The following is a 21,041-nucleotide window of genomic DNA, read 5'->3' as shown; positions in this document are numbered from 1 at the left end:
GTCTTTGATCCGAGTGGCTAAACCCGATCGTTGATTTGGCAACGACCGGGCGAGCCTAGGGCGCGCCGTAGGCCTCTCGCAATGGCTTGAGTGCGGCAAAAGTGTCTTTGGGAAATGGACTACGCGCAATGGGGAAAATCTGATGTAGGACTTGCCCAGGGCCAGGCTTCATTGTCGAAAAATGCAAAAGAAAGCTCGAAATTCCCTCTCGGATGACCGATTATCGCAGTACTACTCAGCCTCGTACGCAGCGATTAAGTTCGCTGGCCGTTGAGGTGAAAAAACCGGCCTCGAGCCGGTTTTTTCGTTTCTGGGGTGGAAATTTTCGTGAGTCTTTCCAGCACATCACGATCCAAACTATCCATATGCCATATCGATATTTCCCCCAATCCCCCTTATACCCCTATCCTCTGGTCACAACTTGTTATAACAAGTCAGCCGACTAGCGAAGAGACCCATGGCCGAACTGCTCCCCCTGTCCCCGGTACCGCTCTACACTCAGCTCAAGGAACTGCTGCGCGAGCGCATCCTCGATGGCACTTACCCGCCGCACAGCCGCATGCCGTCGGAAAGCGAGCTGGGCAAGGCGTTCGGGGTCAGTCGTATCACCGTGCGCCAGGCGCTGGGCGATCTGCAGAAAGAGGGGCTGATCTTCAAGATCCATGGCAAGGGCACTTTCGTCGCCAAGCCCAAGGCGTTCCAGAACGTCAGCACCCTGCAGGGCCTGGCCGAGTCGATGACGCAGATGGGCTATGAAGTGCTCAACCGCCTGCGCAGCTTTCGCCATGTGCCGGCCACTGCGCTGGTGGCGGCGCGCTTGCAGGTCGAGGAGGGCAGCCTGGTCACCGAGATTCGCCGGGTGCGGCTGATCAACCGCGAGCCGATCTCGCTGGAGCTGACCTGGTTGCCCAAGCATGTCGGCGAGAAGCTGGAAAAGGCTGACCTGGTCACCCGCGACATCTTCCTGCTGTTGGAAAACGACTGCGGCATCGCCCTGGGCCATGCCGACCTTGCCATCGACGCGGTATTGGCCGACAGCGACCTGACCCAGGCGCTGGAAGTGGAAGAGGGCTCGCCGATCATGCGCATCGAGCGCCTGACCCACGCCGCCGACGGCACGCCGCTGGACTTCGAACACCTCTATTACCGCGGCGATGCCTTCCAGTACCGCCTGCGCATCGACCGCCAGAAAGGGGGCAAGGCATGAGCATCCAGACCCAGGACTACGACATCATCGTCATCGGCGGCGGCACCGCCGGGCCGATGGCGGCGATCAAGGCCAAGGAGCACGACAAGCGCTTGCGCGTGCTGTTGCTCGACAAGGCCAACGTCAAGCGCAGTGGCGCCATCAGCATGGGCATGGATGGCCTGAACAACGCGATCATTCCCGGCCACGCCACCCCTGAGCAGTACACCAAGGAAATCACCGTCGCCAACGATGGCATCGTCAACCAGGCCACGGTGCACGCCTATGCCACCAAGAGCTTCGAGACCATCGAGCAGCTCGACCGCTGGGGCGTGAAGTTCGAGAAGGACGAGACCGGCGACTACGCGGTGAAGAAGGTCCACCACATGGGCGCCTACGTGCTGCCAATGCCCGAAGGCCACGACATCAAGAAGGTGCTGTACCGCCAGCTCAAGCGCGCCCGTGTGGAGATCAGCAACCGCATGGTCTGCACCCGCGTGCTGCTTGACGCTGAAGGCGCTGCGGCTGGAGTGCTGGGCTTCGATTGCCGCAGCGGTGAATTCCGCGTGGTGCGCGCCAAGGCGGTGATCCTTGCCTGCGGTGCGGCGGGGCGCCTCGGGCTGCCCTCGTCGGGCTACCTGATGGGCACCTACGAGAACCCGACCAACGCCGGCGACGGCTATGCCATGGCCTATCACGCCGGTGCCGAGCTGGCGAACCTCGAGTGCTTCCAGATCAACCCGCTGATCAAGGACTACAACGGCCCGGCCTGCGCCTACGTCACCGGCCCCCTGGGCGGCTACACCGCCAACAGCAAGGGCGAGCGCTTCATCGAGTGCGACTACTGGAGCGGGCAGATGATGTGGGAGTTTCACCAGGAGCTCGAGGGCGGTAACGGCCCGGTGTTCCTCAAGCTCGATCACCTGGCCGAGGAAACCATCCAGAACATCGAAGAGATCCTGCACAGCAACGAGCGCCCCAGCCGTGGCCAGTTCCACGCCGGGCGCGGCACCGACTATCGCCAGCACATGGTCGAGATGCACATCTCCGAAATCGGTTTCTGCTCCGGGCATTCGGCCTCGGGGGTATGGGTCAACGAGAAGGCCGAGACCAGTGTCAAGGGCCTGTATGCCGCCGGTGACATGGCAGCGGTGCCGCACAACTACATGCTCGGTGCCTTCACCTACGGCTGGTTCGCCGGGATCAATGCAGCGCGTTACGTCGCCGGGCGCGAGCTGGCCGAGGTCGATGTGGCCCAGGTCGAGCGCGAGCAGGCGCGGGTGTTCGCGCCGCTGCAGCGCGAGCACGGCCTGCCGCCGGCGCAGGTCGAGTACAAGCTGCGGCGCATGGTCAACGACTACCTGCAGCCGCCGAAAGTGACCAAGAAAATGGAGATCGGCCTGAGCCGTTTCGCCGAGATCGAGCGCGACCTCGAGCAGATGAAGGCCAGCAACCCCCATGAACTGATGCGAGCCATGGAAGTAAGCGTGATCCGCGACTGCGCCGAGATGGCGGCACGGGCCTCGTTGTTCCGCCAGGAGAGCCGCTGGGGGCTGTACCACCACCGGGTCGATTTCCCCGAGCGCAACGATGCCGAGTGGTTCTGCCACTGCCATCTGAAGAAGGGTGAGGACGGCGAGATGACCAGCTTCAAGAAGCCGGTGGAGCCGTACCTGATTGCCCTGGATGCCGAGGAGCAGAGTGCCTACGACCGACTGCGGGTGAAGGCCGACGCCGCTTAGAGCGCCGCAAACCCTGTGGGAGCGGGCTTGCCCGCGAACCAGGGCGAAGCCCTGGCCATACCCGCAGTGACTTCTTCGCGGGCAAGCCCGCTCCTACAGGGGGCCGTGGACACCGTTACAGAGATAGAGGGCCAAAGGCCCCGAGGACCCCGTGAAATGGCCTACCAACCCCAGGAAATCTTCTTTCGCAGCAGCGCCCCGGTCACCATCGACGAAGACAAGTGCATCGCCGAGAAAGGCTGCACCGTCTGCGTCGAGGTGTGCCCGATGGACCTCTTGGCCATCAACCCAGCCACGCAGAAGGCCTACATGGCCTTCGACGAGTGCTGGTACTGCATGCCCTGCGAGAAAGACTGCCCGACCGGCGCCGTGAAGGTGGATATCCCCTACCTGCTGCGCTGAAAACACCCCCGCCATCCGGCGAACCACCGGACGCCCCTTTGCAATGCCCCTCGTTTCCCACCACCCAAGCCTGGTGGCGGAGACGATTCCAATACCTAGACGATTCGAGGGGAAACACCCATGCGCCTTGCAGCAACCGTGGCCGGCCTCGCGCTGGCGATCACTGGCCTGAACGCCAGCGCCGAAACCATCCGTGTGGCCATCGGCACCCAGGACACCACCATCAACTGCGCCACTGGCGGCCTGCTGATCCGTGAGCTGGGCCTGTTGGAGAAGTACCTGCCCCACGACGGCAAGTACAAGGACGCGACCTACCAGGTCGAGTGGAAGAACTTCACCAGCGGCGCGCCGCTGACCAACGAGATGGTCGCCGGCAAGCTCGACTTCGGCGCCATGGCCGACTTCCCCGGCTCGTTCAACGGCGTCGCCCACCTCGATGCCGGCAAGCGCAGCCTGTTCATCAGCGTGCTGTCGGGCAGCGTGCATGGCAGCGGCAACGGCATCGTGGTACCCGCCGCCTCCAGCGTGCAGTCGCTGGCCGAACTCAAGGGCCAGACCATCTCCGTGCCCTTCGCCTCCACCGCCCACGGCATGCTGCTGCGCGCCATCGCCGCCCAGGGCTGGGACCCGCAGAAGGATGTGCGGATCATCGCCCAGGCCCCGGAAATTGCAGGTTCTGCCCTGCGCAGCAACCGCATTGAAGCCCACGCCGATTTCGTGCCCTTTGCCGAGCTGTTTCCCAACCGCGGCTTCGCTCGCAAGATCTACGACGGCTCCCAGGCCAACGCGCCGACCTTCCACGGCGCACTGGTCGATGCGGACTATGCGAAGAAATACCCGGAGGTGGTCACCGCCTACCTGCGCGCCAGCCTTGAAGCCGATCGCCTGATCGCGGCCGAACCTGAAAAATACAGCGAGCTGATCGAGAAGGTCACCGGCATCGAGGCCGAGGTCAATTACCTGTTCCACGGCCCCCTCGGCCTGCAGACCCGCGATCTGACCTGGAAGCCCGAGTATCGCCAGGCCGTCGCCACCTCGATCGACACCCTCAAGCTGCTGAAAAAGACCGATCGCGGCCTGGACACCGACCGCTTCATCGACGACCAGTACCTCCGCGCCGCTTTCAAGCAGGCTGGCCTGGACTACGACAAGGCACTCAAGAACTATGCCCCATCGCCGTTGAATGCCAATGACGCCTTGACCGGCAAGCCGATCACCGACTTCAGCCGCCTGGCGCAGATCTGGGTGCGCGGCGAGGACAAGGTCCGTCATTACGCCTCGCCGGAAGCCGCCCTTACCGCCCTCGCCCAGCTCGAGCAGGAGGGCAAGGATATCCGCGCGATTTACGCCCAGGCCGCCGACAGCGGCATCAAGCTGTTGGCCAACCAGGCGTGGTTCGTGCGCAACGCCAAGGGCGAGCTGTCAGCCTTCCTGCTCAAGGACCAGGCCGAGCAGTACGCCAAGGCCCACGGCGGCGAAGCGCTGGACTTCGGTGACGCCAACCGCAAGCTTATCGCTCAGCGCTGAGTGAATGGAGCCGGGAGAATCCACATGAGCCGTTCCCTCGCGCGCTGGCCGTTGCGCCTGGCTTCGTTGCTGGCCTGCCTGCTGTTCTGGCAGGTGGCGGCCAGCCACAAGCTGAACTTCGGCCTGTTCACCTTCACCTATGTGCCGACGCCCGGCGCGGTGCTCGATGCGGCCTGGCAGCTGCTGGCCTCCAATGCGCTGCTGGCGCACCTGGGTAGCAGCCTGTCGCGGGTATTCGCTGGCTATCTGGCCGCAGCAGTGCTGGGGGTGGTGTTGGGGCTGTTGATCGGTCGCTCGAAATGGGCCGAAGACACCCTGCTACCGCCGCTGGAAGTGCTGCGGCCGATCCCGGCGGTGGCGTGGATTCCCCTGGCGATCCTGATGTTTCCGTCCTCGGAGCTGTCGATGGTGTTCATCACCTTCACCGGCGCGTTGTTCCCGATCCTGCTCAACACCGTGCATGGCGTCGAGGCGGTCGACCCACGGCTGGTCGCCTCGGCGCGCAGCCTGGGAGCAGGGCGCTGGGCGATCCTGCGGGAAGTGGTGCTGCCTGGTGCATTGCCAAGCATCGTCACGGGCCTGGCCATCGGCATGGGCACCTCGTGGTTCTGCCTGGTGACCGCCGAGATGATCTCCGGGCAGTTCGGCATTGGTTACTACACCTGGGAGTCCTACACCTTGCAGAACTACCCGGACATCATCGTCGGGATGTTGCTGATCGGCCTGTTGGGCATGGGCAGTAGTGCCCTGGTCAAGCGCCTCGGTGCGCTGGCCACGCCCTGGTACCGCGCGCGGAGGAGTTCGTGATGGGCCGTTATCAACAGGCGCCAACGCCGGGGCGTATCGAGGCGCAGGGCGTGTCGATACGTCTGGGGCAGGGCCGCGAGGCGTTCGAGGCCGTGCAGGCGCTGGATTTTGCCATCGCCCCGGGCGAATTCGTGTGCATCCTTGGCCCCTCCGGGTGTGGCAAGTCTACTCTGCTCGGTGCCCTGGCCGGCCACCTGATGCCGGCCGGCGGCCAGTTGCACGTCGATGGCCAGCCCATCGACGGCCCGTCGCCCGAGCGCGGCATGGTGTTCCAGCACCATACCCTGCTGCCCTGGCGCAGCGTGCTCGACAACGTCGCTTTCGGCCTGAAGATGCAGGGGGTGGCCAAGCCCGAACGCCAGCGCCGCGCCCATGAAATGCTTCAACTCGTGGGGCTTGCCGACTTCGCCGAGCGTTGGCCCAGCCAGTTGTCTGGCGGCATGCAGCAACGGGCCGAGATTGCCCGGGTGCTGATCAACCATCCGCGCCTGCTGTTGATGGACGAACCCTTCGGTGCCCTCGACGCACAGACCCGCTCGCGCATGCAGGAGTTGCTGCTGGATATCTGGACGCGCATCCGCACCACCGTGGTGTTCGTTACCCACGATATCGACGAAGCGCTGTTCCTGGCCGACCGCATCCTGGTGATGAGCCCGCGCCCTGGGCGCTTCATCGAAGACCTGCGGCTGGACTTCGCCCGCCCGCGTCGCGCGAGCCTGCTGACCAGCCCGGCGTTCACCCACCTCAAGCGTCACTGCCTGGCGCTGCTGCGCCATGAAGAAGGCCGCGAACTGCCGCGCCTGACACCGTTGGGCCTGCCCGACTCCGACCCTCCTGCGCTACGGATCGCCCTATGACTGATCGAATCACCGACAACCCCGACATCCTCGACCTGCTGCCACGCTTGGGCGATGGCGACGCTGGCGTACGGCGCATCGCGCTGATCGAGCTGGCCGATCTCGAAGACCCCGAAAGCCTGCCTTGGCTGACCGATGCGCTGCTGGTCGACACCCACGCCGAAGTGCGCGCCGAGGCCGCGCGCCTGCTGGAGGCCTGGGAGGAACCCGAAGTGGTGCAGGCCCTGTGTGCGGCGTTGGCCGATGCCGCCGAACCCGTGCGCCTGGCGGCGGCGCAGAGCTTGAGTGAGCTTAAGAGCTTGGAGGCAGGGCTGTTGATCTTGCCGTGGGTCAACCACGCCGAGCCTTTCGTGCGTGCCAGTGCCCTGCGCGCCCTGCGCGAGTTGCGCCTGGAAGAAGCTGCCGCACCTGCGTTGCTGGCGCTGGGCGATGGCGAGGCAGCGGTGCGCCGTGAGGCGGTGGGGATTCTTGGCTGGCTCAAGCATGAGCCAGCCTTGCCGGCCTTGGCGCGGCTGGCTGGTGAAGAGGTGGATACCGACGTGCGCCGCGCGGCCATCGGCGCGCTGGGCCTGGCCCGTGACGGCAGTGTATTGCCGGCGTTGATTGCCGCGCTGGGCGACCCCGCCTGGCAGGTGCGCGAAGAAGCTGCCACGACCTTGGGCAAGGTGGGCGAGGCGGAGGCGGGCAATGCACTGATTGCCGCGTTGAATGACAGCTATTGGCAAGTGCGTCTGCGGGCCGCCCGGGCGCTTGGCCGCCTGCGCCACCGCCCAGCGCTGGATGGCTTGGCCGTGCTGCTCGGCCATGGCATCGCCAACCTGCGCAAGGAGGCAGCCCTGGCCCTGGGCGAGCTGGGCGATGCGCGGGCTTTGGCGGTGCTGCGGGGGGGCGAAGACGACAGCGACCCCGAAGTGCGCAAGGCAATACGTATCGCCCTGGCGCAGTTGCAGGGTGTGGCGTGATGGATGTGCCCAGTGGCGTGTCGAACCAGCGCAGCGAGGGCGAGCTGGCGCTGCAATGGGGCGAGGTGCGCCAGGTGATCAGCCATGCTCGCCTGCGCGGTGCCTGCCCTTGCTCGCAGTGCCGTGCGGCGCGATTGCGCGGGGGGATCAGCCTGGTGGTGGAAGGTGTGCGGATAGAGCGCATCGAGCTGCAGGGATATGGCCTGCAACTGATGTTCAGCGATGGGCATGATCGAGGGATCTATCCCTGGGCGTATTTGCGCGAGCTGCAGTGACCTGGCAGGCTGCGTCGCGGGCAAGCCCGCTCCCACAGAAGTTGCACGCGAACCCAAGCCTCCAAGAGCAGGCTTACCCGCGAAGCACTCACAGTGCAATCAGCTCCGGCCGCAACCCCTCCACCCGGCTCGGCGCGGGCCTCAGATGGTCACCCGCCCCGGTGATCTGCTGCAGCACCTTTTCGCGCAGGCCGTGCAAGGCCACGCCCGTGCGCAAGCGCGGATGCGGCAGCTCGATCTCGACCACCGCCTTGATCCGCCCTGGCCGTGGCTCCAGCACCACCACTCGGTCGGCCAGATACGTGGCTTCTTCGGCATCATGGGTGACCAGCAAGATGGTCACCCCCGACCGTTCGCGAATCGCCAGCAATTCGTCCTGCAACTGCTGCCGGGTCAAGGCATCCAGTGCGCCGAAGGGCTCGTCCAGCAGCAGGATGCGCGGGCTTGCCACCAGCCCGCGGGCGATCGCCACGCGCTGTGCCATGCCTCCGGAAAGCTGGTGCGGATAGGCCGACTCGAACCCCGTCAGCCCCACCAGTTGCACGAACTCATGCACCTTGCGCGCTCGCTCGCCCTGGGTGAGCGGGTCGTTTACCAGGCCCAGGGCGATGTTTTGCTCGACCGTCAGCCAAGGGAACAGGCGATGCTCCTGGAACACGATGCCGCGTTCGCCGCCGATGCCGGTCACCGGCTGGCCGTCTATACGGATGCTGCCGTTGAAGTCGTTGTCCAGCCCCACCAGCAGGCGCAACAGGGTGGACTTGCCGCAGCCCGAGGCGCCCACGATGGCGATGAATTCACCTTCGTTGATCGACAGGTCGAAGCCGCGAATGGCCTCGAACGGTTGGCCGTCGACGCTGAAGGTCTTACCGACGTTTTCGAAGCTGACCAGCGGCGGGGTGGCGTCGGGTTGATTGGCGGCGTGCAGGGCCGAGGTGTTGAAGGCGTTCATGCGGTTCTCCAGCGCGTGGCGCGCGATTCGAGGCGTTGTCCGAGGTTGCCGAGCAGGGCACCGACCAGGCCGATCAGCACCATCGCGGCCATCACCTGGTCCATGCGAAACAGCTGTTGAGCGCCCAGCATCAGGCTGGCGATACCGCCGTCCGAAGGCATGAAGTATTCCGCGCCGATGGTGCCCAGCCAGGCGTAGATCAACGACAGGCGCAGGCCGGCGAAAATAGCCGGGGCGGCGCCGGGCAACACCAGCAGGCGCAGGCGATGGGGCAGGTCCAGGCGCAGTGTGCGTGCCGCTTCCCCAAGCTGCGGCGACAGGCTGGCAATGCCACGCTGGGTGGCGATCAGCAACGGGAAGAACGCTGCCAGCCCGACGAACACCAGTTTCGACCCTTCACCCAGGCCGAACCAGGCGGTCAGCAGCGGCACCCAGGCGAACAGCGCGACCTGGCGCAGCGCCGACAGGCTTGGCCCGAACAGGCGCTCGCCGGTGCGCGACAATCCCAGCACCAGGCCCACGGCAAAGCCTGCGCCCCCGCCGAGCAGCAGGCCGAGCAGGGTGCGCTGCAGGCTGCGCGCCATGGCGTCGGGGAGCGAGCCATCGAACAGGCCGCCAATCAGGCTGCGCAGCACCTCGAGCGGTGAGGTGAGGATATTGCCGTCGACCCAACCGAAACTGTTGCTGGCCTGCCACAACGCCAGCAACGCCAGCGGCAGTAGCCAGCCCTGCCAGGCGCGTGAGGTATCACGCAGGCGTTGTTCGCCGGTCGCCGATTGCGGCCAGTACAGCAGCCGGCGCTCCAGGTGCGAGAAGCCGTGTTCCATGCCGGCCCCGACCACACCGATCAGCAGGATGCAGAGAAACACCAGGTCGAGCATGAACAACTGCCGGCCCCAGACCATCAGGTAACCGATGCCTTCACTGGAGGCCAGCAGTTCCACTGCCAGCAATGAGGTCCAGCCGGTTGCCAGGCCCAGGCGCACGCCGGCCAGGAACGCGGGCAGGGCGGCGGGTAGCAACAGGCGCAGGAACAACAGGTGTGGCGGCAGGCGCAGTACGGCGGCGGCCTCGCGCAGCCGGGGCTGGGCGTCGCGTATACCGATCAGTGTGTGCAGGGTGACCGGTACCACCACGGCCTTGACCAGCACGACCAGCTTGAGCCATTCGCCGATGCCGAAGAACAGCATGAACAGCGGGATCCAGGCCAGTGTCGGGATCTGCGCGAGGGCGATGAAGGTGGGTAGCACCAGGGTTTGGGCGCGGCGAGAGCTGCCCAGCCAGGTGCCGAGCAACAGGCCGCTGACGATCCCGGCGAGCAGACCCCAGAGCAGGCGCTGCAGGCTTATCCACAGGTGGCCCCAGAGCTCGCCCGAGCCGTACTCCAGAGCCGTCTGCCAGACCAATGACGGAGCCGGCAGGATCTGCTCGCTCATCCAGTGCCGCTGGCTGGCCACCCACCACAAAAGCGCCACGGCGACCGGGATCACCCAAGGGATCGCCTTGTCTGCCCAGCCGCGCCTCGCGAAGGATACCCGCCAACCGCCCTGGCTCAACGCTGTCGTGCTCTCGCTCATCGATCCCTCTCTTGAAGCGTTTCAAGCTTATGCGCTAAAGGAATAAAAAATATTCAATGCCAATATCAAAGAAATAAGAGCATGCATCCTGTGCATCGGGAAGCCCCCGGACATTGCGTTTTGCTCATATTTGCGATGCGTCCTGCGCAAGCCGGGCGCAGAGCCGCGTCTTTGCTCATTTATAGCTTTCGGTTACTTGAGCATGAGTTTTCGGTCTTTGCCGGTTCTAAGCGGGGCGGCCTAGCGTTTGGCCAACGCGCCGGTCATCGCCGGCGGCAGCCTGCCAAGGAGCCACGCCATGAAAACCCCGTTCCGCCACCTATTGCTCGCCGCACTGTGCAGCGTCCTGCCGCTGACCGCTCAGGCCGCTGACAGCACCAGGCCCGAGGTCATCCGTATCGCCGTGCCTGACCTGAGCGCTGGCAGCAAACCCAGCGCCGGGGGCGTGGTCGATGTGCTACGTGATCAGCAACTGCTGGAAAAAGCCTTCGCCCAGGACGGCATCCGCATCGACTGGCGCTTCTTCAAGGGTGCCGGGCCTGCAGTCAACGAAGCTCTGGCCAACGGCCAGGCAGACTTCGCCTACCTGGGCGACCTGGCCGCGATCATCGGCAAGTCCAGCGGCCTGGACACCCATGTGCTGGCGGCCGGGGTGCGTGGGGTGAGGAGCTACCTGGGGGTGGTGCCGGGCTCCGGCATCCGCAGCCTGGCGGATCTGAAGGGCAAGCGCGTGGCGGTGTTCCGTGGCACCGCCAACCAGCTGTCGTTTGCCAGTGCCCTGGCCAGCCAGGGGCTCTCGGAGCGCGACCTGAAAGTCATCAACCTGGACTTCAACGCGTCCAACGCGGCGCTCGCCGCCAAGCAGATCGACGCCACCTGGGGCCTGTCGAACCTGCTGTCGCTGCGTGACCGCGGGCTGGTCGAGCTGCCGGTCAACTCGCGCGACCTCAAAGGCGCTGGCAGCACCCAGTCGGTACTGGTAGGCACGGGCGAGTTCATCCGCCAGCACCCGGACCTGGTCCAGCGCCTGGTCAGCACCCAGCAGCAGGCGGTGAACTGGCTGCGTGACGAGCGCAACCGTGAGGCGTACCTGGATCTGGTGTCGAGCACCGCCAACTGGCCGCGCAGCGTGCTCAGTGACGACCTGGCCCAGGAAAATCTCGCCCACTATTTCGATCCGCGCCTGGATGGCGAATTCGTCGGCCTGCTGCAGCAGGGCGTCGACCTGGCCGCCAAGGAGCGCCTGATTCGCCGCAGTTTCCAGGTATCCGACTGGATCGACCCCCGTTTCATCGATACCGCCCTGCAACAGGAACAGGCCGTCCAGGCCGCCCGCTGAATCCATCGTAAGGAGCACGACATGAGCAACGCCGCATTGGCCGCCGCGCCACAAGCCCTGGAACTCGATATCCATCCGGTCGCCGGCCGCATCGGTGCCGAAATCCGCAACCTGAAGCTGTCCGCTGATCTGGACACTGCCACCGTCGACGCCCTCCAGGCGGCGCTGGTGCGGTACAAGGTGATCTTCTTCCGTAACCAGACCCACCTCGACGACCAGGGCCAGGAAGCTTTCGCCAAGCGGCTCGGCGAGCCGATCGCCCACCCCACCGTGCCGGTGGTCGATGGCACCCGCTACCTGTTGCAGCTCGACGGTGCCGAGGGCCAGCGCGCCAACTCCTGGCACACCGACGTGACCTTCGTCGACGCCTACCCCAAGGCGTCGATCCTGCGCAGCGTGGTGGCGCCAGCCTCCGGTGGCGACACGGTCTGGGCCAACACCGCGAGCGCCTATCAAGAGCTGCCTGAACCACTGCGCGAGCTGGCCGACAAGCTCTGGGCCGTGCACAGCAACGAGTACGACTATGCCGGCGCCAAGCCGGATGTGGACCCCGAGCGGCTGGAGCGCTATCGCAAGGTGTTCACCTCGACCGTGTACGAGACCGAGCATCCGCTGGTGCGCGTGCACCCGATCAGCGGTGAACGGGTGCTGCAGCTGGGGCACTTCGTCAAGCGCATCAAGGGCTATTCACAGGCGGATTCGAACCACCTGTTCAACTTGCTGCAGGGGCATGTGACGCGTCTGGAGAACACCGTGCGCTGGCGCTGGCAGGCGGGGGACGTGGCGATCTGGGATAACCGCGCGACGCAGCACTATGCGGTGGACGATTACGGCACCCAGCCGCGGATCGTGCGGCGGGTGACCCTGGCCGGTGAAGTGCCGGTGGGGGTGGATGGTCAGTTGAGTCGGACCACACGCAAGGGGTGATCCTGTAGCGGGTGTGTCGGCTTCTTCGCGGGCAAGTCCGCTCCCTGTGGGATCGCGCTTGCCCGCGAAAAGTCCACGACCGATCCCTAACCTTCCCCGTCACAAGCAATCAACTGCCGCACCAACCCCTGCGCCAATGGGGACAACCCATAGCCCACCCGGCTGACGATGCCGTAGCGGGTATGGCAAGCCTCTTCCTGTTCCGCCGTCAGGTCCACCAGTTCCAGCGCCACCAGCCGCTCTTCGTCCTGATAAGGCCGCAAGTTGCCCCGGCAGGCGATGCCGATGGTGTCTGACTGCATCACCACGTTGAGCAGCGCATAGCCATGCTCGCACTCCACGTTGGGCAGGAAGTCCTGGCGGCCGCTCATCTCGCTGAGCACCTTGCGGATGTTCGGCGGGCGCAAGGTGGTGGCCATCGGGTAGTCGAACAGGTCACGCGCGCGCACCTCGTTGCGCTCGGTCAGCGGATGCCCGGCGCGGCAACAGAAGTACCAGCGTTGCGGCGTGAGTTTGTGCACCCGGTAGTCCGGGTCGGCTTCGAACTGACGGGTGTCGGCGACGAAGAACTCGATCTCCTCGGCCATCAGCCTGCGGTTCAACGCCTGCCAGTTATCCACCTGGAAGCAGGTGCGCGCCGCCGGAAACTCGGTCACGAAGCGCGCCACCGCGCGCGGCACCAGCCCACCGGCAGGCGCCGGCCCCGAACCGAAGCGCACCATGCCGGTCGTCGCGCCATTGAACTGGTTGATCTCGTTGACCAGGTTGTGCGCGCCATGCACCAGGCGCCGCGAATGCTCCAGTACCAACTGGCCCTGGCGGGTCGGTGCCAGCTCCTTGCTGGCGCGGTCGACCAGGCGACAGCCGACGTTGTGCTCCAGCGTCTGGATGCTGCGGCTGAAGGCCGATTGCGACAGGTTCACGGCCGCGGCGGCGGCGACGAAGCTGCGGTGCTCGACCAGGGCGATGAAGTGGCGAAGCTGACGGAGATCGATATGCATTTTCTACATGAAAACTTTCGGTGAAATGCAATTGCTGACAAGGGTTGTGAACCTTATAAATGCAGTTACTTATTCCACAAAATATGAAATGCAAATATTTATATCTCTTAAAAGAATATAAGCCCCTCTGACTGCGATTCGGTTCCGTCAACGGAAATGCTCGCCAGGGCCCATGCCTCAAGGAGCATCTGCATGTCGCGAGTTTTCCGTTGGCCGACGCGTGCGTCGCTGTTCACCCTGCAACCCCTGGCCGCTGGTGTGCTGTTGGCGACCGCCGGTCATGTCCTCGCCGAGCCGGCGCCTGCCGACGCTGCGCCCACCGTCGAACAGGACGCCAAGCTTGGCACCGTCACGGTCAATGCCCGGCGCCGCGAGGAAACCTCGCAGAGCGTGCCCACGCCCATCAGCGTGCTGGGCAGCGAAACTCTGGAAACCCAGCGTATCTACCGAGTGCAGGACCTGCAGCAGCTGGTGCCCAGCACCAATGTCGCCTACGTCCATGCGCGCCAGTCGAGCATCTCGATCCGCGGCCTGGGCAACAACCCGGCCAGCGATGGCCTCGAAGGCAGCGTCGGGGTGTATCTGGACAACGTCTATCTGGGGCGCCCCGGCATGGCCGTGTTCGATCTGCTCGACGTCGAGCAGCTCGAAGTGCTGCGTGGCCCGCAGGGCACGCTGTTCGGCAAGAACACCACGGCCGGGGTACTCAACATCACCACACGCAAGCCGACCTTCCAGCGCGAGGGCAGCGTGCAATCGTCGTTGGGCGAGGACGGCTACTGGCAAACGCAAGGCAGTTTCTCCGGCCCGATCACCGACACCCTCGCCGGGCGCATCAGCGCTTATCGCACCGAGGACGACGGCTATGTGAAGAACCTCTACAACGGCGACGATCTCAACGGTGGCAAGCGCCAGGGTTTTCGCACCCAACTACTGTTCAAGCCCAGCGATACCTTCAACCTGCGCTGGATCGGCGAGTACAACGAAGAGGACTCCAACAACGGCATCCTCAGCCTCTACAGCACCGGCCCGACCATCAACGGCGTCAACCGCTACGAAAGCCTGGCCAGCCAGGCTGGCGCTACCTTGGTGTCGGGCAAGAAGCGCAAGGTCAACTTCGATGCCGACCAGATGGTCAAGGTGTTCCAGGGCGGCACTTCGGTCGAGGCCAACTGGACGCTGCCCAACGACTTCACCCTGACCTCGATCACCGCCTACCGCTGGTGGGATTTCACGCCACGCAACGACGACGGCCTCAACGTGCCCGCCGCCTACAACGCGGGCGTGTCGGTGCGCGACAAGCAGTACTCGCAGGAACTGCGCCTGGCCTCGCCCACCGGCGGCTTCTTCGACTACGTGCTGGGGGCCTACTACTTCAAGCAGGACCTGGACAACAAGTCGTTCACCTATTACGGCCCCCAGGCCGACATCTGGAACGCCACCCCGGCCGGTGCCTTGGCCAACGTCACCACCCTCGGCAACGGCCACATCAATACCGACAGCTATGCGTTGTTCGCCCAAGGCACCTGGCACCTGACCGAGCGCCTGGACTTCACCGCAGGCGTGCGCGGCACCTATGAAGAGAAGAATGCCTGGGTGACCCGCGACGATCCCTTTGGCGGTGCCGCGGTCACCGGTGCAGCAGCGACAGCACGCCAGGGCCGGGTCGGGGCCTACGATTCGGGCGACCTCAGCCAGTACAGTTTCGCGCCGTCGGGGCTGCTGAGCCTGAGTTACCGCTTCAACGACGAGGTGCTTGGCTACGCCAGCCTTTCGCACGGCGAAAAGTCGGGTGGCGTGAACCTGACCGTCGGCGCCGCCCCGCGCCTGGGCACCGACTCGCTGCAGGTCGGCACCGAGCGGATCAACAACGCCGAGCTCGGGGTCAAGAGCACGCTGCTCGACAACCGCCTGCAACTCAATGCCAACCTGTTCTGGGCGCAAGTACATGGCTACCAGGCCAACGTCTACGACCAGGTCAATCGCGTGCAGTACCTGGCCAACGCCGGCAGCGTGCGCTCGCGTGGTTTCGAATTCGAGGCCACGGCCGTGCCATTGCGCGGCCTGACCTTGAACTTCAACGGCTCGTGGAACGACGTGCGCTACACCGAGTACAAGGACGCCCCGTGCCCGCCGGAGGTCAGCCTGGTCAACGCCGCCGCGACTTGCGACCTGTCCGGCCACCAGGTGGTCGGTGCCTCCAAGTACATCGCCAACCTCAACGCCCAGTACAAGTGGCAACTGGCCGAGCGCATCGAGCCCTATGTCACCGCCAGCTACGCCTTCCGCTCTCGCGCAGTGGGCACCATCGACGACTCGGACTACGGCCAGATCCCCAGCTACGCCATCGTCAACCTCTCCACCGGCGTGCGCCTGGACCAGGGCGACGGCGTGCTCGACCTGTCGCTGTGGGTGAAGAACGCCGGCGACAAGACCTATTTCACCAGCCTGTGGAATTCCGCCAACGGCGGCTATGCCGGCGTGCTCGGCACGCCGCGCACCGTGGGCGCCACCGCCCGCTACGACTTCTGAGGACAAGGAGCTTTGCCATGAACGCCAAGACCGAAACCCCCGCACTGCCCGAGGGCGCCTGCATCACCGCCAAAGTGCCCACCGACGACCAGGCGCTGCTCGGGGACATCGTCGTCAACCCTTACCGCCTGGCGCCGCTGACCGCGATCATCCGCGACGGCGGGCGCACCATCAGTAACGCCCATGTGCGTGTGCTGGGCCGTGGCGAGCGGGGTGTGGACATCGCCTATGACGTTTCCGACCGCTCGCTGTGGACTTACGGCGGTATCCCGGTGTTCGGGCTCTACCCGGACCACGTCAACCAGGTCGAGGTCAGCTACAAGCTCGACGGCGAGCGCGTGCGTGAGCGTTATGAAATCTACGCCCCGGCCGTGCGCCTGCCGGTCGTGGCGAAACAGACGGCGGCGCTGCCGCTGGTCGAACCGATCAAGGTGGCGCCGGGCTTCGAGAAACGTCTCTACCTGTTCAACCACCTGCTGGGCGAGATCCCCGGTGGCCGTGCCTTCAAGTGGAACGGCCTGGGCGGTGCTGCCGAGTGGGATCAGGTCGGCAACAACTGGATCGCCGACAGCAATGGCGATGTGCGCTGGTACCTGGATATCGAGCAGATCCACGACTCCAACCGCCGCGATGGCCTGGGGGGGACCATGGGCTTCCAGCAGACCCGCGACGGCAAGCTGATCTGGGGCCAGGGCCAGACCTACTCCAAGTTCGACCTGCTGGGGCGGCGTGTCTGGCAGCGCAACCTGCCGGACAAGTTCGCCGACTTCTCCCACGAGATCCGCGAAACGGCACAGGGCACCTACCTGCTGCGGGTGGGCACCAGCGACTACCGGCGTCCGGACGGCAAGCGCGTGCGCTCGATCCGCGACCACATCATCGAGGTTGACGAGGCGGGGGATGTCCTGGACTTCTGGGACCTCAACCAGATCCTCGACCCCTACCGCGGCGACCTGCTGGAAACCCTCGGCAAGGCGGCGATCCACTTGCCGGCGGGCGTGCACAAGCAGGACGAGCGCCTGGCCAACGAGCTGGCCGAAGGCGACCTGCCGTTCGGCGACACTCCCGGCGTCGGCACCGGGCGCAACTGGGCGCACGTCAATGCCATCGACTACGACGCCGATGACGACAGCATCATCGTTTCAGCGCGTCATCAAGGGGTGGTGAAGATCGGGCGTGACAAGCAGGTGAAGTGGATCCTCGCCTCGCCCCAGGGCTGGCCCGTGCGGCTGAAGGCCAAGGTGCTGACGCCAGTTGGCGGCGATGGCTTCGACTGGTCGTGGACGCAGCACACCGCCTGGCTCACCGGCAAGGGTACGCTGACCGTGTTCGACAACGGCTGGGGCCGCGATTTCGCCCCGACCAAGCTCAGCGGCAACTACAGCCGCGCAGTGGAATACCGGATCGATGAGGCCAAGGGCACGGTCGAGCAGGTGTGGGAGTACGGCAAGGAGCGAGGTGACGAGTGGTATAGTCCGATCACTTCGGTGGTGGCCTACCGTTCGGAGACCGATACCCAGTTCATCTATTCCGCCTCGGTGGGCTACCTGACGCCGGAGAAGCTCACCACTACTGTGCTCAATGAGGTGCGCCGGGGGACCCAGGAGGTGTTGGTGGAGTTGAAGGTGCACAGCCGTCAGCCGGGGAGTGTGGGGTATCGGGCTTTGGTGATCGAGCTGGACAAGGCCTTCTGATAAAGCGGCATCACATTTTCGTCAGCTCGATCGTCTAACCTTTGCTGGCCCTATCGCGGGACAAGCCCGCTCCCACAACCTGTGGGAGTGGGCTTGTCCCGCGATAGGGCCAGCGCTGTCTAAAGACCATTCGTTCTTTTTTTCGAACAGCCTATTGTCCAACACCCCAGCACCCGCTTAGCATTCGTTTGAGATTTCAAACGCTCGCTACCCAATATTGAACACTTGGCTCGTTTGGGTGCCAGAATTCCTGACGGCAGCCCCACCAGGGGCGCCTTTCAACAATCAACAAGACGTTCCGTGCCAGCGCGGCGCGGTCAAGGGAAGCCGACATGCAGCTCAAAGACGCTCAGTTGTTCCGCCAGCAAGCCTTCATCAACGGTGAATGGCTGGATGCGGACAGCGGTCAGACCATCAAGGTGACCAACCCGGCCACCGGCGAAGTCATCGGTACCGTGCCGAAGATGGGGGCTGCGGAAACCCGTCGCGCCATCGAAGCCGCCGACAAGGCCCTGCCGGCCTGGCGTGCCCTGACCGCCAAGGAGCGTTCGAACAAGCTGCGCCGCTGGTTCGAGCTGATGATCGAGAACCAGGACGACCTGGCTCGCCTGATGACCACCGAGCAGGGCAAGCCGCTGGCCGAAGCCAAGGGCGAAATCGCCTATGCCGCCTCCTTCATCGAGTGGTTCGCCGAGGAAGCCAAGCGCGTCTACGGCGACACCATCCCAGGTCACCAGCCAGACAAGCGCCTGATCGTCATCAAGCAGCCGATCGGTGTCACCGCGGCCATCACCCCGTGGAACTTCCCGGCGGCGATGATCACCCGTAAAGCCGGCCCGGCCCTGGCCGCTGGCTGCACCATGGTGCTCAAGCCTGCTTCGCAGACCCCATACTCCGCCCTGGCCCTGGTCGAGCTGGCCACCCGCGCCGGTATCCCGGCTGGCGTGCTGAGCGTTGTTACCGGCAGCGCCGGTGAAGTCGGCGGCGAGCTGACTGGCAACTCCCTGGTACGCAAACTGTCCTTCACCGGCTCGACCGAAATCGGTCGCCAGCTGATGGAAGAATGCGCCAAGGACATCAAGAAGGTTTCCCTGGAGCTGGGCGGCAATGCTCCGTTCATCGTGTTCGACGACGCCGACCTGGACAAGGCGGTCGAGGGCGCGATCATCTCTAAGTACCGCAACAACGGCCAGACCTGCGTCTGCGCCAACCGAATCTATGTGCAGGACGGTGTCTACGACGCGTTCGCCGAGAAGCTCAAGGCTGCCGTTGGCAAGCTGAAGATCGGTAACGGCCTGGAAGAAGGCACCACCACTGGCCCGCTGATCGACAACAAGGCGGTCGCCAAGGTCCAGGAGCACATCGAGGACGCCGTCTCCAAGGGCGCCAAGGTGCTGTCCGGCGGCAAGCTGATCGAAGGCAACTTCTTCGAGCCGACCATCCTGGTCGACGTACCGAAGACTGCCGCCGTCGCCAAGGAAGAGACCTTCGGCCCGCTGGCGCCGCTGTTCCGCTTCAAGGACGAGGCCGAAGTCATCGCCATGTCCAACGACACCGAGTTCGGCCTGGCTTCGTACTTCTATGCCCGCGACATGAGCCGCGTGTTCCGCGTCGCCGAGGCCCTGGAATACGGCATGGTCGGTATCAACACCGGCCTGATCTCCAACGAAGTCGCGCCGTTCGGCGGTATCAAGGCCTCGGGCCTGGGCCGCGAAGGTTCCAAGTACGGCATCGAGGACTACCTCGAAATCAAATACCTGTGCATCAGCGTCTGATGCGCTAAGGGCTTTACCTCTGCCAGCGGGGCGCGAGAGCGACGTCTCGCTGGTTTTTTTGACATGCAGTACCTGGTGGCCAGGGCGCCGGTGACAGTCGATCAACGAATACTGTTCGCAGGCACACCCAGCCACCCCCGAATAACAGCGCCGTCAGAGTCGGCGCGAATGAGGGCATTATGAGCAAGACCAACGAATCCTTGATGCAACGCCGTGTCGCCGCCGTCCCACGTGGCGTCGGCCAGATCCACCCGATCTTCGTCGAGTCGGCGAAGAACTCCACGGTGATCGACGTTGAAGGCCGCGAACTGATCGACTTCGCCGGCGGCATCGCAGTACTGAACACCGGCCACCTGCACCCGAAAGTGGTCGCTGCCGTTCAAGAGCAGCTGACCAAGGTCAGCCACACCTGCTTCCAGGTGCTGGCCTACGAGCCTTATGTCGAGCTGTGCGAAAAGATCAACAAGCTGGTTCCGGGTAACTTCGACAAGAAGACCCTGCTGGTTTCCACCGGCTCCGAAGCCGTTGAAAACGCCGTGAAGATCGCCCGTGCCGCCACTGGCCGTGCCGGTGTGATCGCCTTCACCGGTGGCTACCACGGTCGTACCATGATGACCCTGGGCCTGACCGGCAAGGTCGTGCCGTACTCCGCAGGCATGGGCCTGATGCCAGGCGGCGTGTTCCGTGCCCTGTTCCCGAGCGAGCTGCACGGCGTGAGCGTCGATGACGCCATCGCGTCGGTCGAGCGCATCTTCAAGAACGACGCCGAGCCACGCGACATCGCTGCGATCATCCTCGAGCCAGTACAAGGCGAAGGCGGTTTCCTGCCAGCGCCGAAAGAGCTGATGCAGCGCCTGCGCGCCCTGTGCGACCAGCACGGCATCCTGCTGATCGCCGACGAAGTGCAGACCGGCGCTGGCCGTACCGGCACCTTCTTCGCCATGGAGCAGATGGGCGTCGCGCCTGACCTGACCACCTTCGCCAAGTCCATCGCTGGCGGCTTCCCGCTGGCCGGTGTGTGCGGCAAGGCCGAATACATGGACGCCATCGCCCCAGGCGGCCTGGGTGGCACCTACGCCGGTTCGCCGATCGCCTGCGCCGCGGCCCTGGCCGTCATCCAGGTGTTCGAGGAAGAGAAACTGCTGGACCGCAGCAAGGCCGTTGGCGAGCGCCTGACCGCCGGCCTGCGTGAAATCCAGAAGAAGCACTCGATCATCGGTGACGTCCGTGGTCTGGGTTCGATGATCGCCGTGGAAGTGTTCGAGAAGGGCACCCACACCCCGAACGCTGCCGCCGTGGCCCAAGTGGTCGCCAAGGCCCGTGACAAGGGTCTGATCCTGCTGTCCTGCGGCACCTACGGCAACGTCCTGCGGATCCTGGTTCCGCTGACCGCCGAAGACGCCCTGCTGGACAAAGGCCTGGCCATCATCGAAGAGTGCTTCGCTGAACTGGCTTGATCGCCGATCCGCGTAGCCGATAAAAAACG

At 64.7% G+C, this 21,041-nt stretch carries 17 protein-coding genes; 14 read left to right on the top strand and 3 right to left on the bottom strand.

The window, feature by feature from the left end; all coding sequences use genetic code 11:
• Positions 1 to 457: 457 nt before the first annotated feature.
• The 8 genes from ACNFHO_RS09160 to ACNFHO_RS09125 all read left to right on the top strand — a co-directional run bounded on the left by ACNFHO_RS09160 (position 458) and on the right by ACNFHO_RS09125 (position 7,758).
• Positions 458 to 1,207 carry a GntR family transcriptional regulator gene (locus ACNFHO_RS09160; protein WP_054891630.1) on the top strand — a complete coding sequence of 250 codons (750 nt, stop codon included), beginning with the start codon at positions 458 to 460 and terminating at the stop codon, positions 1,205 to 1,207.
• The gene (locus ACNFHO_RS09155; RefSeq protein WP_416766034.1) at positions 1,204 to 2,928 is read left to right on the top strand and encodes a fumarate reductase/succinate dehydrogenase flavoprotein subunit; all 1,725 of its coding nucleotides are present in this window, start codon (positions 1,204 to 1,206) and stop codon (positions 2,926 to 2,928) included. The genes ACNFHO_RS09160 and ACNFHO_RS09155 overlap by 4 nt, the downstream gene beginning before the upstream one ends.
• A 156-nt stretch (positions 2,929 to 3,084) precedes the next feature.
• On the top strand, positions 3,085 to 3,330 hold the full coding sequence (locus tag ACNFHO_RS09150; RefSeq protein WP_008096634.1) for a 4Fe-4S dicluster domain-containing protein: 246 nt from the start codon (positions 3,085 to 3,087) through the stop codon (positions 3,328 to 3,330).
• A gap of 120 nt (positions 3,331 to 3,450) precedes the next feature.
• Positions 3,451 to 4,857 carry an ABC transporter substrate-binding protein gene (locus ACNFHO_RS09145; RefSeq protein WP_063542164.1) on the top strand — a complete coding sequence of 469 codons (1,407 nt, stop codon included), beginning with the start codon at positions 3,451 to 3,453 and terminating at the stop codon, positions 4,855 to 4,857.
• A gap of 24 nt (positions 4,858 to 4,881) precedes the next feature.
• A complete protein-coding gene (locus ACNFHO_RS09140; protein ID WP_065861707.1) occupies positions 4,882 to 5,664 on the top strand; it encodes an ABC transporter permease in 783 nt (260 codons plus the stop codon).
• On the top strand, positions 5,664 to 6,521 hold the full coding sequence (locus tag ACNFHO_RS09135; protein WP_151925488.1) for an ABC transporter ATP-binding protein: 858 nt from the start codon (positions 5,664 to 5,666) through the stop codon (positions 6,519 to 6,521). Before ACNFHO_RS09140 ends, ACNFHO_RS09135 begins: the two co-directional genes overlap by 1 nt.
• Entirely contained in the window at positions 6,518 to 7,483 is a 966-nt protein-coding gene (locus ACNFHO_RS09130; RefSeq protein WP_414154608.1) for a HEAT repeat domain-containing protein, read from the top strand. Before ACNFHO_RS09135 ends, ACNFHO_RS09130 begins: the two co-directional genes overlap by 4 nt.
• Positions 7,483 to 7,758 (top strand): DUF971 domain-containing protein, encoded by a 276-nt coding sequence (locus ACNFHO_RS09125; RefSeq protein ID WP_112897109.1) that lies wholly within the window; start codon positions 7,483 to 7,485, stop codon positions 7,756 to 7,758. Before ACNFHO_RS09130 ends, ACNFHO_RS09125 begins: the two co-directional genes overlap by 1 nt.
• A gap of 88 nt (positions 7,759 to 7,846) precedes the next feature.
• On the opposite strand, the gene ACNFHO_RS09120 is transcribed toward ACNFHO_RS09125, so the two are convergent.
• Both ACNFHO_RS09120 and ACNFHO_RS09115 read right to left on the bottom strand, forming a co-directional pair.
• Entirely contained in the window at positions 7,847 to 8,710 is an 864-nt protein-coding gene (locus tag ACNFHO_RS09120) for an ABC transporter ATP-binding protein (RefSeq protein WP_200603132.1), read from the bottom strand.
• Positions 8,707 to 10,287, bottom strand: a complete 1,581-nt coding sequence (locus ACNFHO_RS09115; RefSeq protein WP_081255185.1) for an ABC transporter permease — start codon at positions 10,285 to 10,287, stop codon at positions 8,707 to 8,709. Before ACNFHO_RS09115 ends, ACNFHO_RS09120 begins: the two co-directional genes overlap by 4 nt.
• Before the next feature lie 298 nt (positions 10,288 to 10,585).
• Here ACNFHO_RS09115 and ACNFHO_RS09110 point away from each other — a divergent pair, with 298 nt between their 5' ends.
• Both ACNFHO_RS09110 and ACNFHO_RS09105 read left to right on the top strand, forming a co-directional pair.
• Positions 10,586 to 11,626: an ABC transporter substrate-binding protein gene (locus ACNFHO_RS09110; RefSeq protein WP_416766029.1), complete on the top strand. Its 1,041-nt coding sequence runs from the start codon at positions 10,586 to 10,588 to the stop codon at positions 11,624 to 11,626.
• A 21-nt stretch (positions 11,627 to 11,647) separates the two neighbouring features.
• A complete protein-coding gene (locus ACNFHO_RS09105; protein WP_054891639.1) occupies positions 11,648 to 12,553 on the top strand; it encodes a TauD/TfdA dioxygenase family protein in 906 nt (301 codons plus the stop codon).
• 86 nt (positions 12,554 to 12,639) lie between these two features.
• On the opposite strand, the gene ACNFHO_RS09100 is transcribed toward ACNFHO_RS09105, so the two are convergent.
• A complete protein-coding gene (locus ACNFHO_RS09100; RefSeq protein ID WP_063542176.1) occupies positions 12,640 to 13,554 on the bottom strand; it encodes a LysR family transcriptional regulator in 915 nt (304 codons plus the stop codon).
• Between the two features lie 192 nt (positions 13,555 to 13,746).
• On the opposite strand from ACNFHO_RS09100, the gene ACNFHO_RS09095 reads away from it, so the two are divergent.
• The 4 genes from ACNFHO_RS09095 to gabT all read left to right on the top strand — a co-directional run bounded on the left by ACNFHO_RS09095 (position 13,747) and on the right by gabT (position 21,012).
• The gene (locus ACNFHO_RS09095; protein ID WP_416766027.1) at positions 13,747 to 16,086 is read left to right on the top strand and encodes a TonB-dependent receptor; all 2,340 of its coding nucleotides are present in this window, start codon (positions 13,747 to 13,749) and stop codon (positions 16,084 to 16,086) included.
• A 17-nt stretch (positions 16,087 to 16,103) separates the two neighbouring features.
• Positions 16,104 to 17,780 (top strand): aryl-sulfate sulfotransferase, encoded by a 1,677-nt coding sequence (locus ACNFHO_RS09090; protein ID WP_416766026.1) that lies wholly within the window; start codon positions 16,104 to 16,106, stop codon positions 17,778 to 17,780.
• 332 nt (positions 17,781 to 18,112) lie between these two features.
• Positions 18,113 to 19,555 (top strand): NADP-dependent succinate-semialdehyde dehydrogenase, encoded by a 1,443-nt coding sequence (gabD, locus tag ACNFHO_RS09085; protein WP_054891643.1) that lies wholly within the window; start codon positions 18,113 to 18,115, stop codon positions 19,553 to 19,555.
• Positions 19,556 to 19,734: 179 nt separating this feature from the next.
• Positions 19,735 to 21,012, top strand: coding sequence for a 4-aminobutyrate--2-oxoglutarate transaminase (gene gabT, locus ACNFHO_RS09080; protein ID WP_063542182.1), 1,278 nt, complete (start codon positions 19,735 to 19,737; stop codon positions 21,010 to 21,012).
• Positions 21,013 to 21,041 lie beyond the last annotated feature (29 nt).

Origin of the sequence: Pseudomonas sp. NY15374, assembly GCF_048068255.1 — a bacterium.
GTDB lineage: Bacteria > Pseudomonadota > Gammaproteobacteria > Pseudomonadales > Pseudomonadaceae > Aquipseudomonas > Aquipseudomonas machongensis.
Note: the sequence above shows the minus strand (reverse complement) of the source record. Positions and strands in the feature narration are given on the sequence as shown.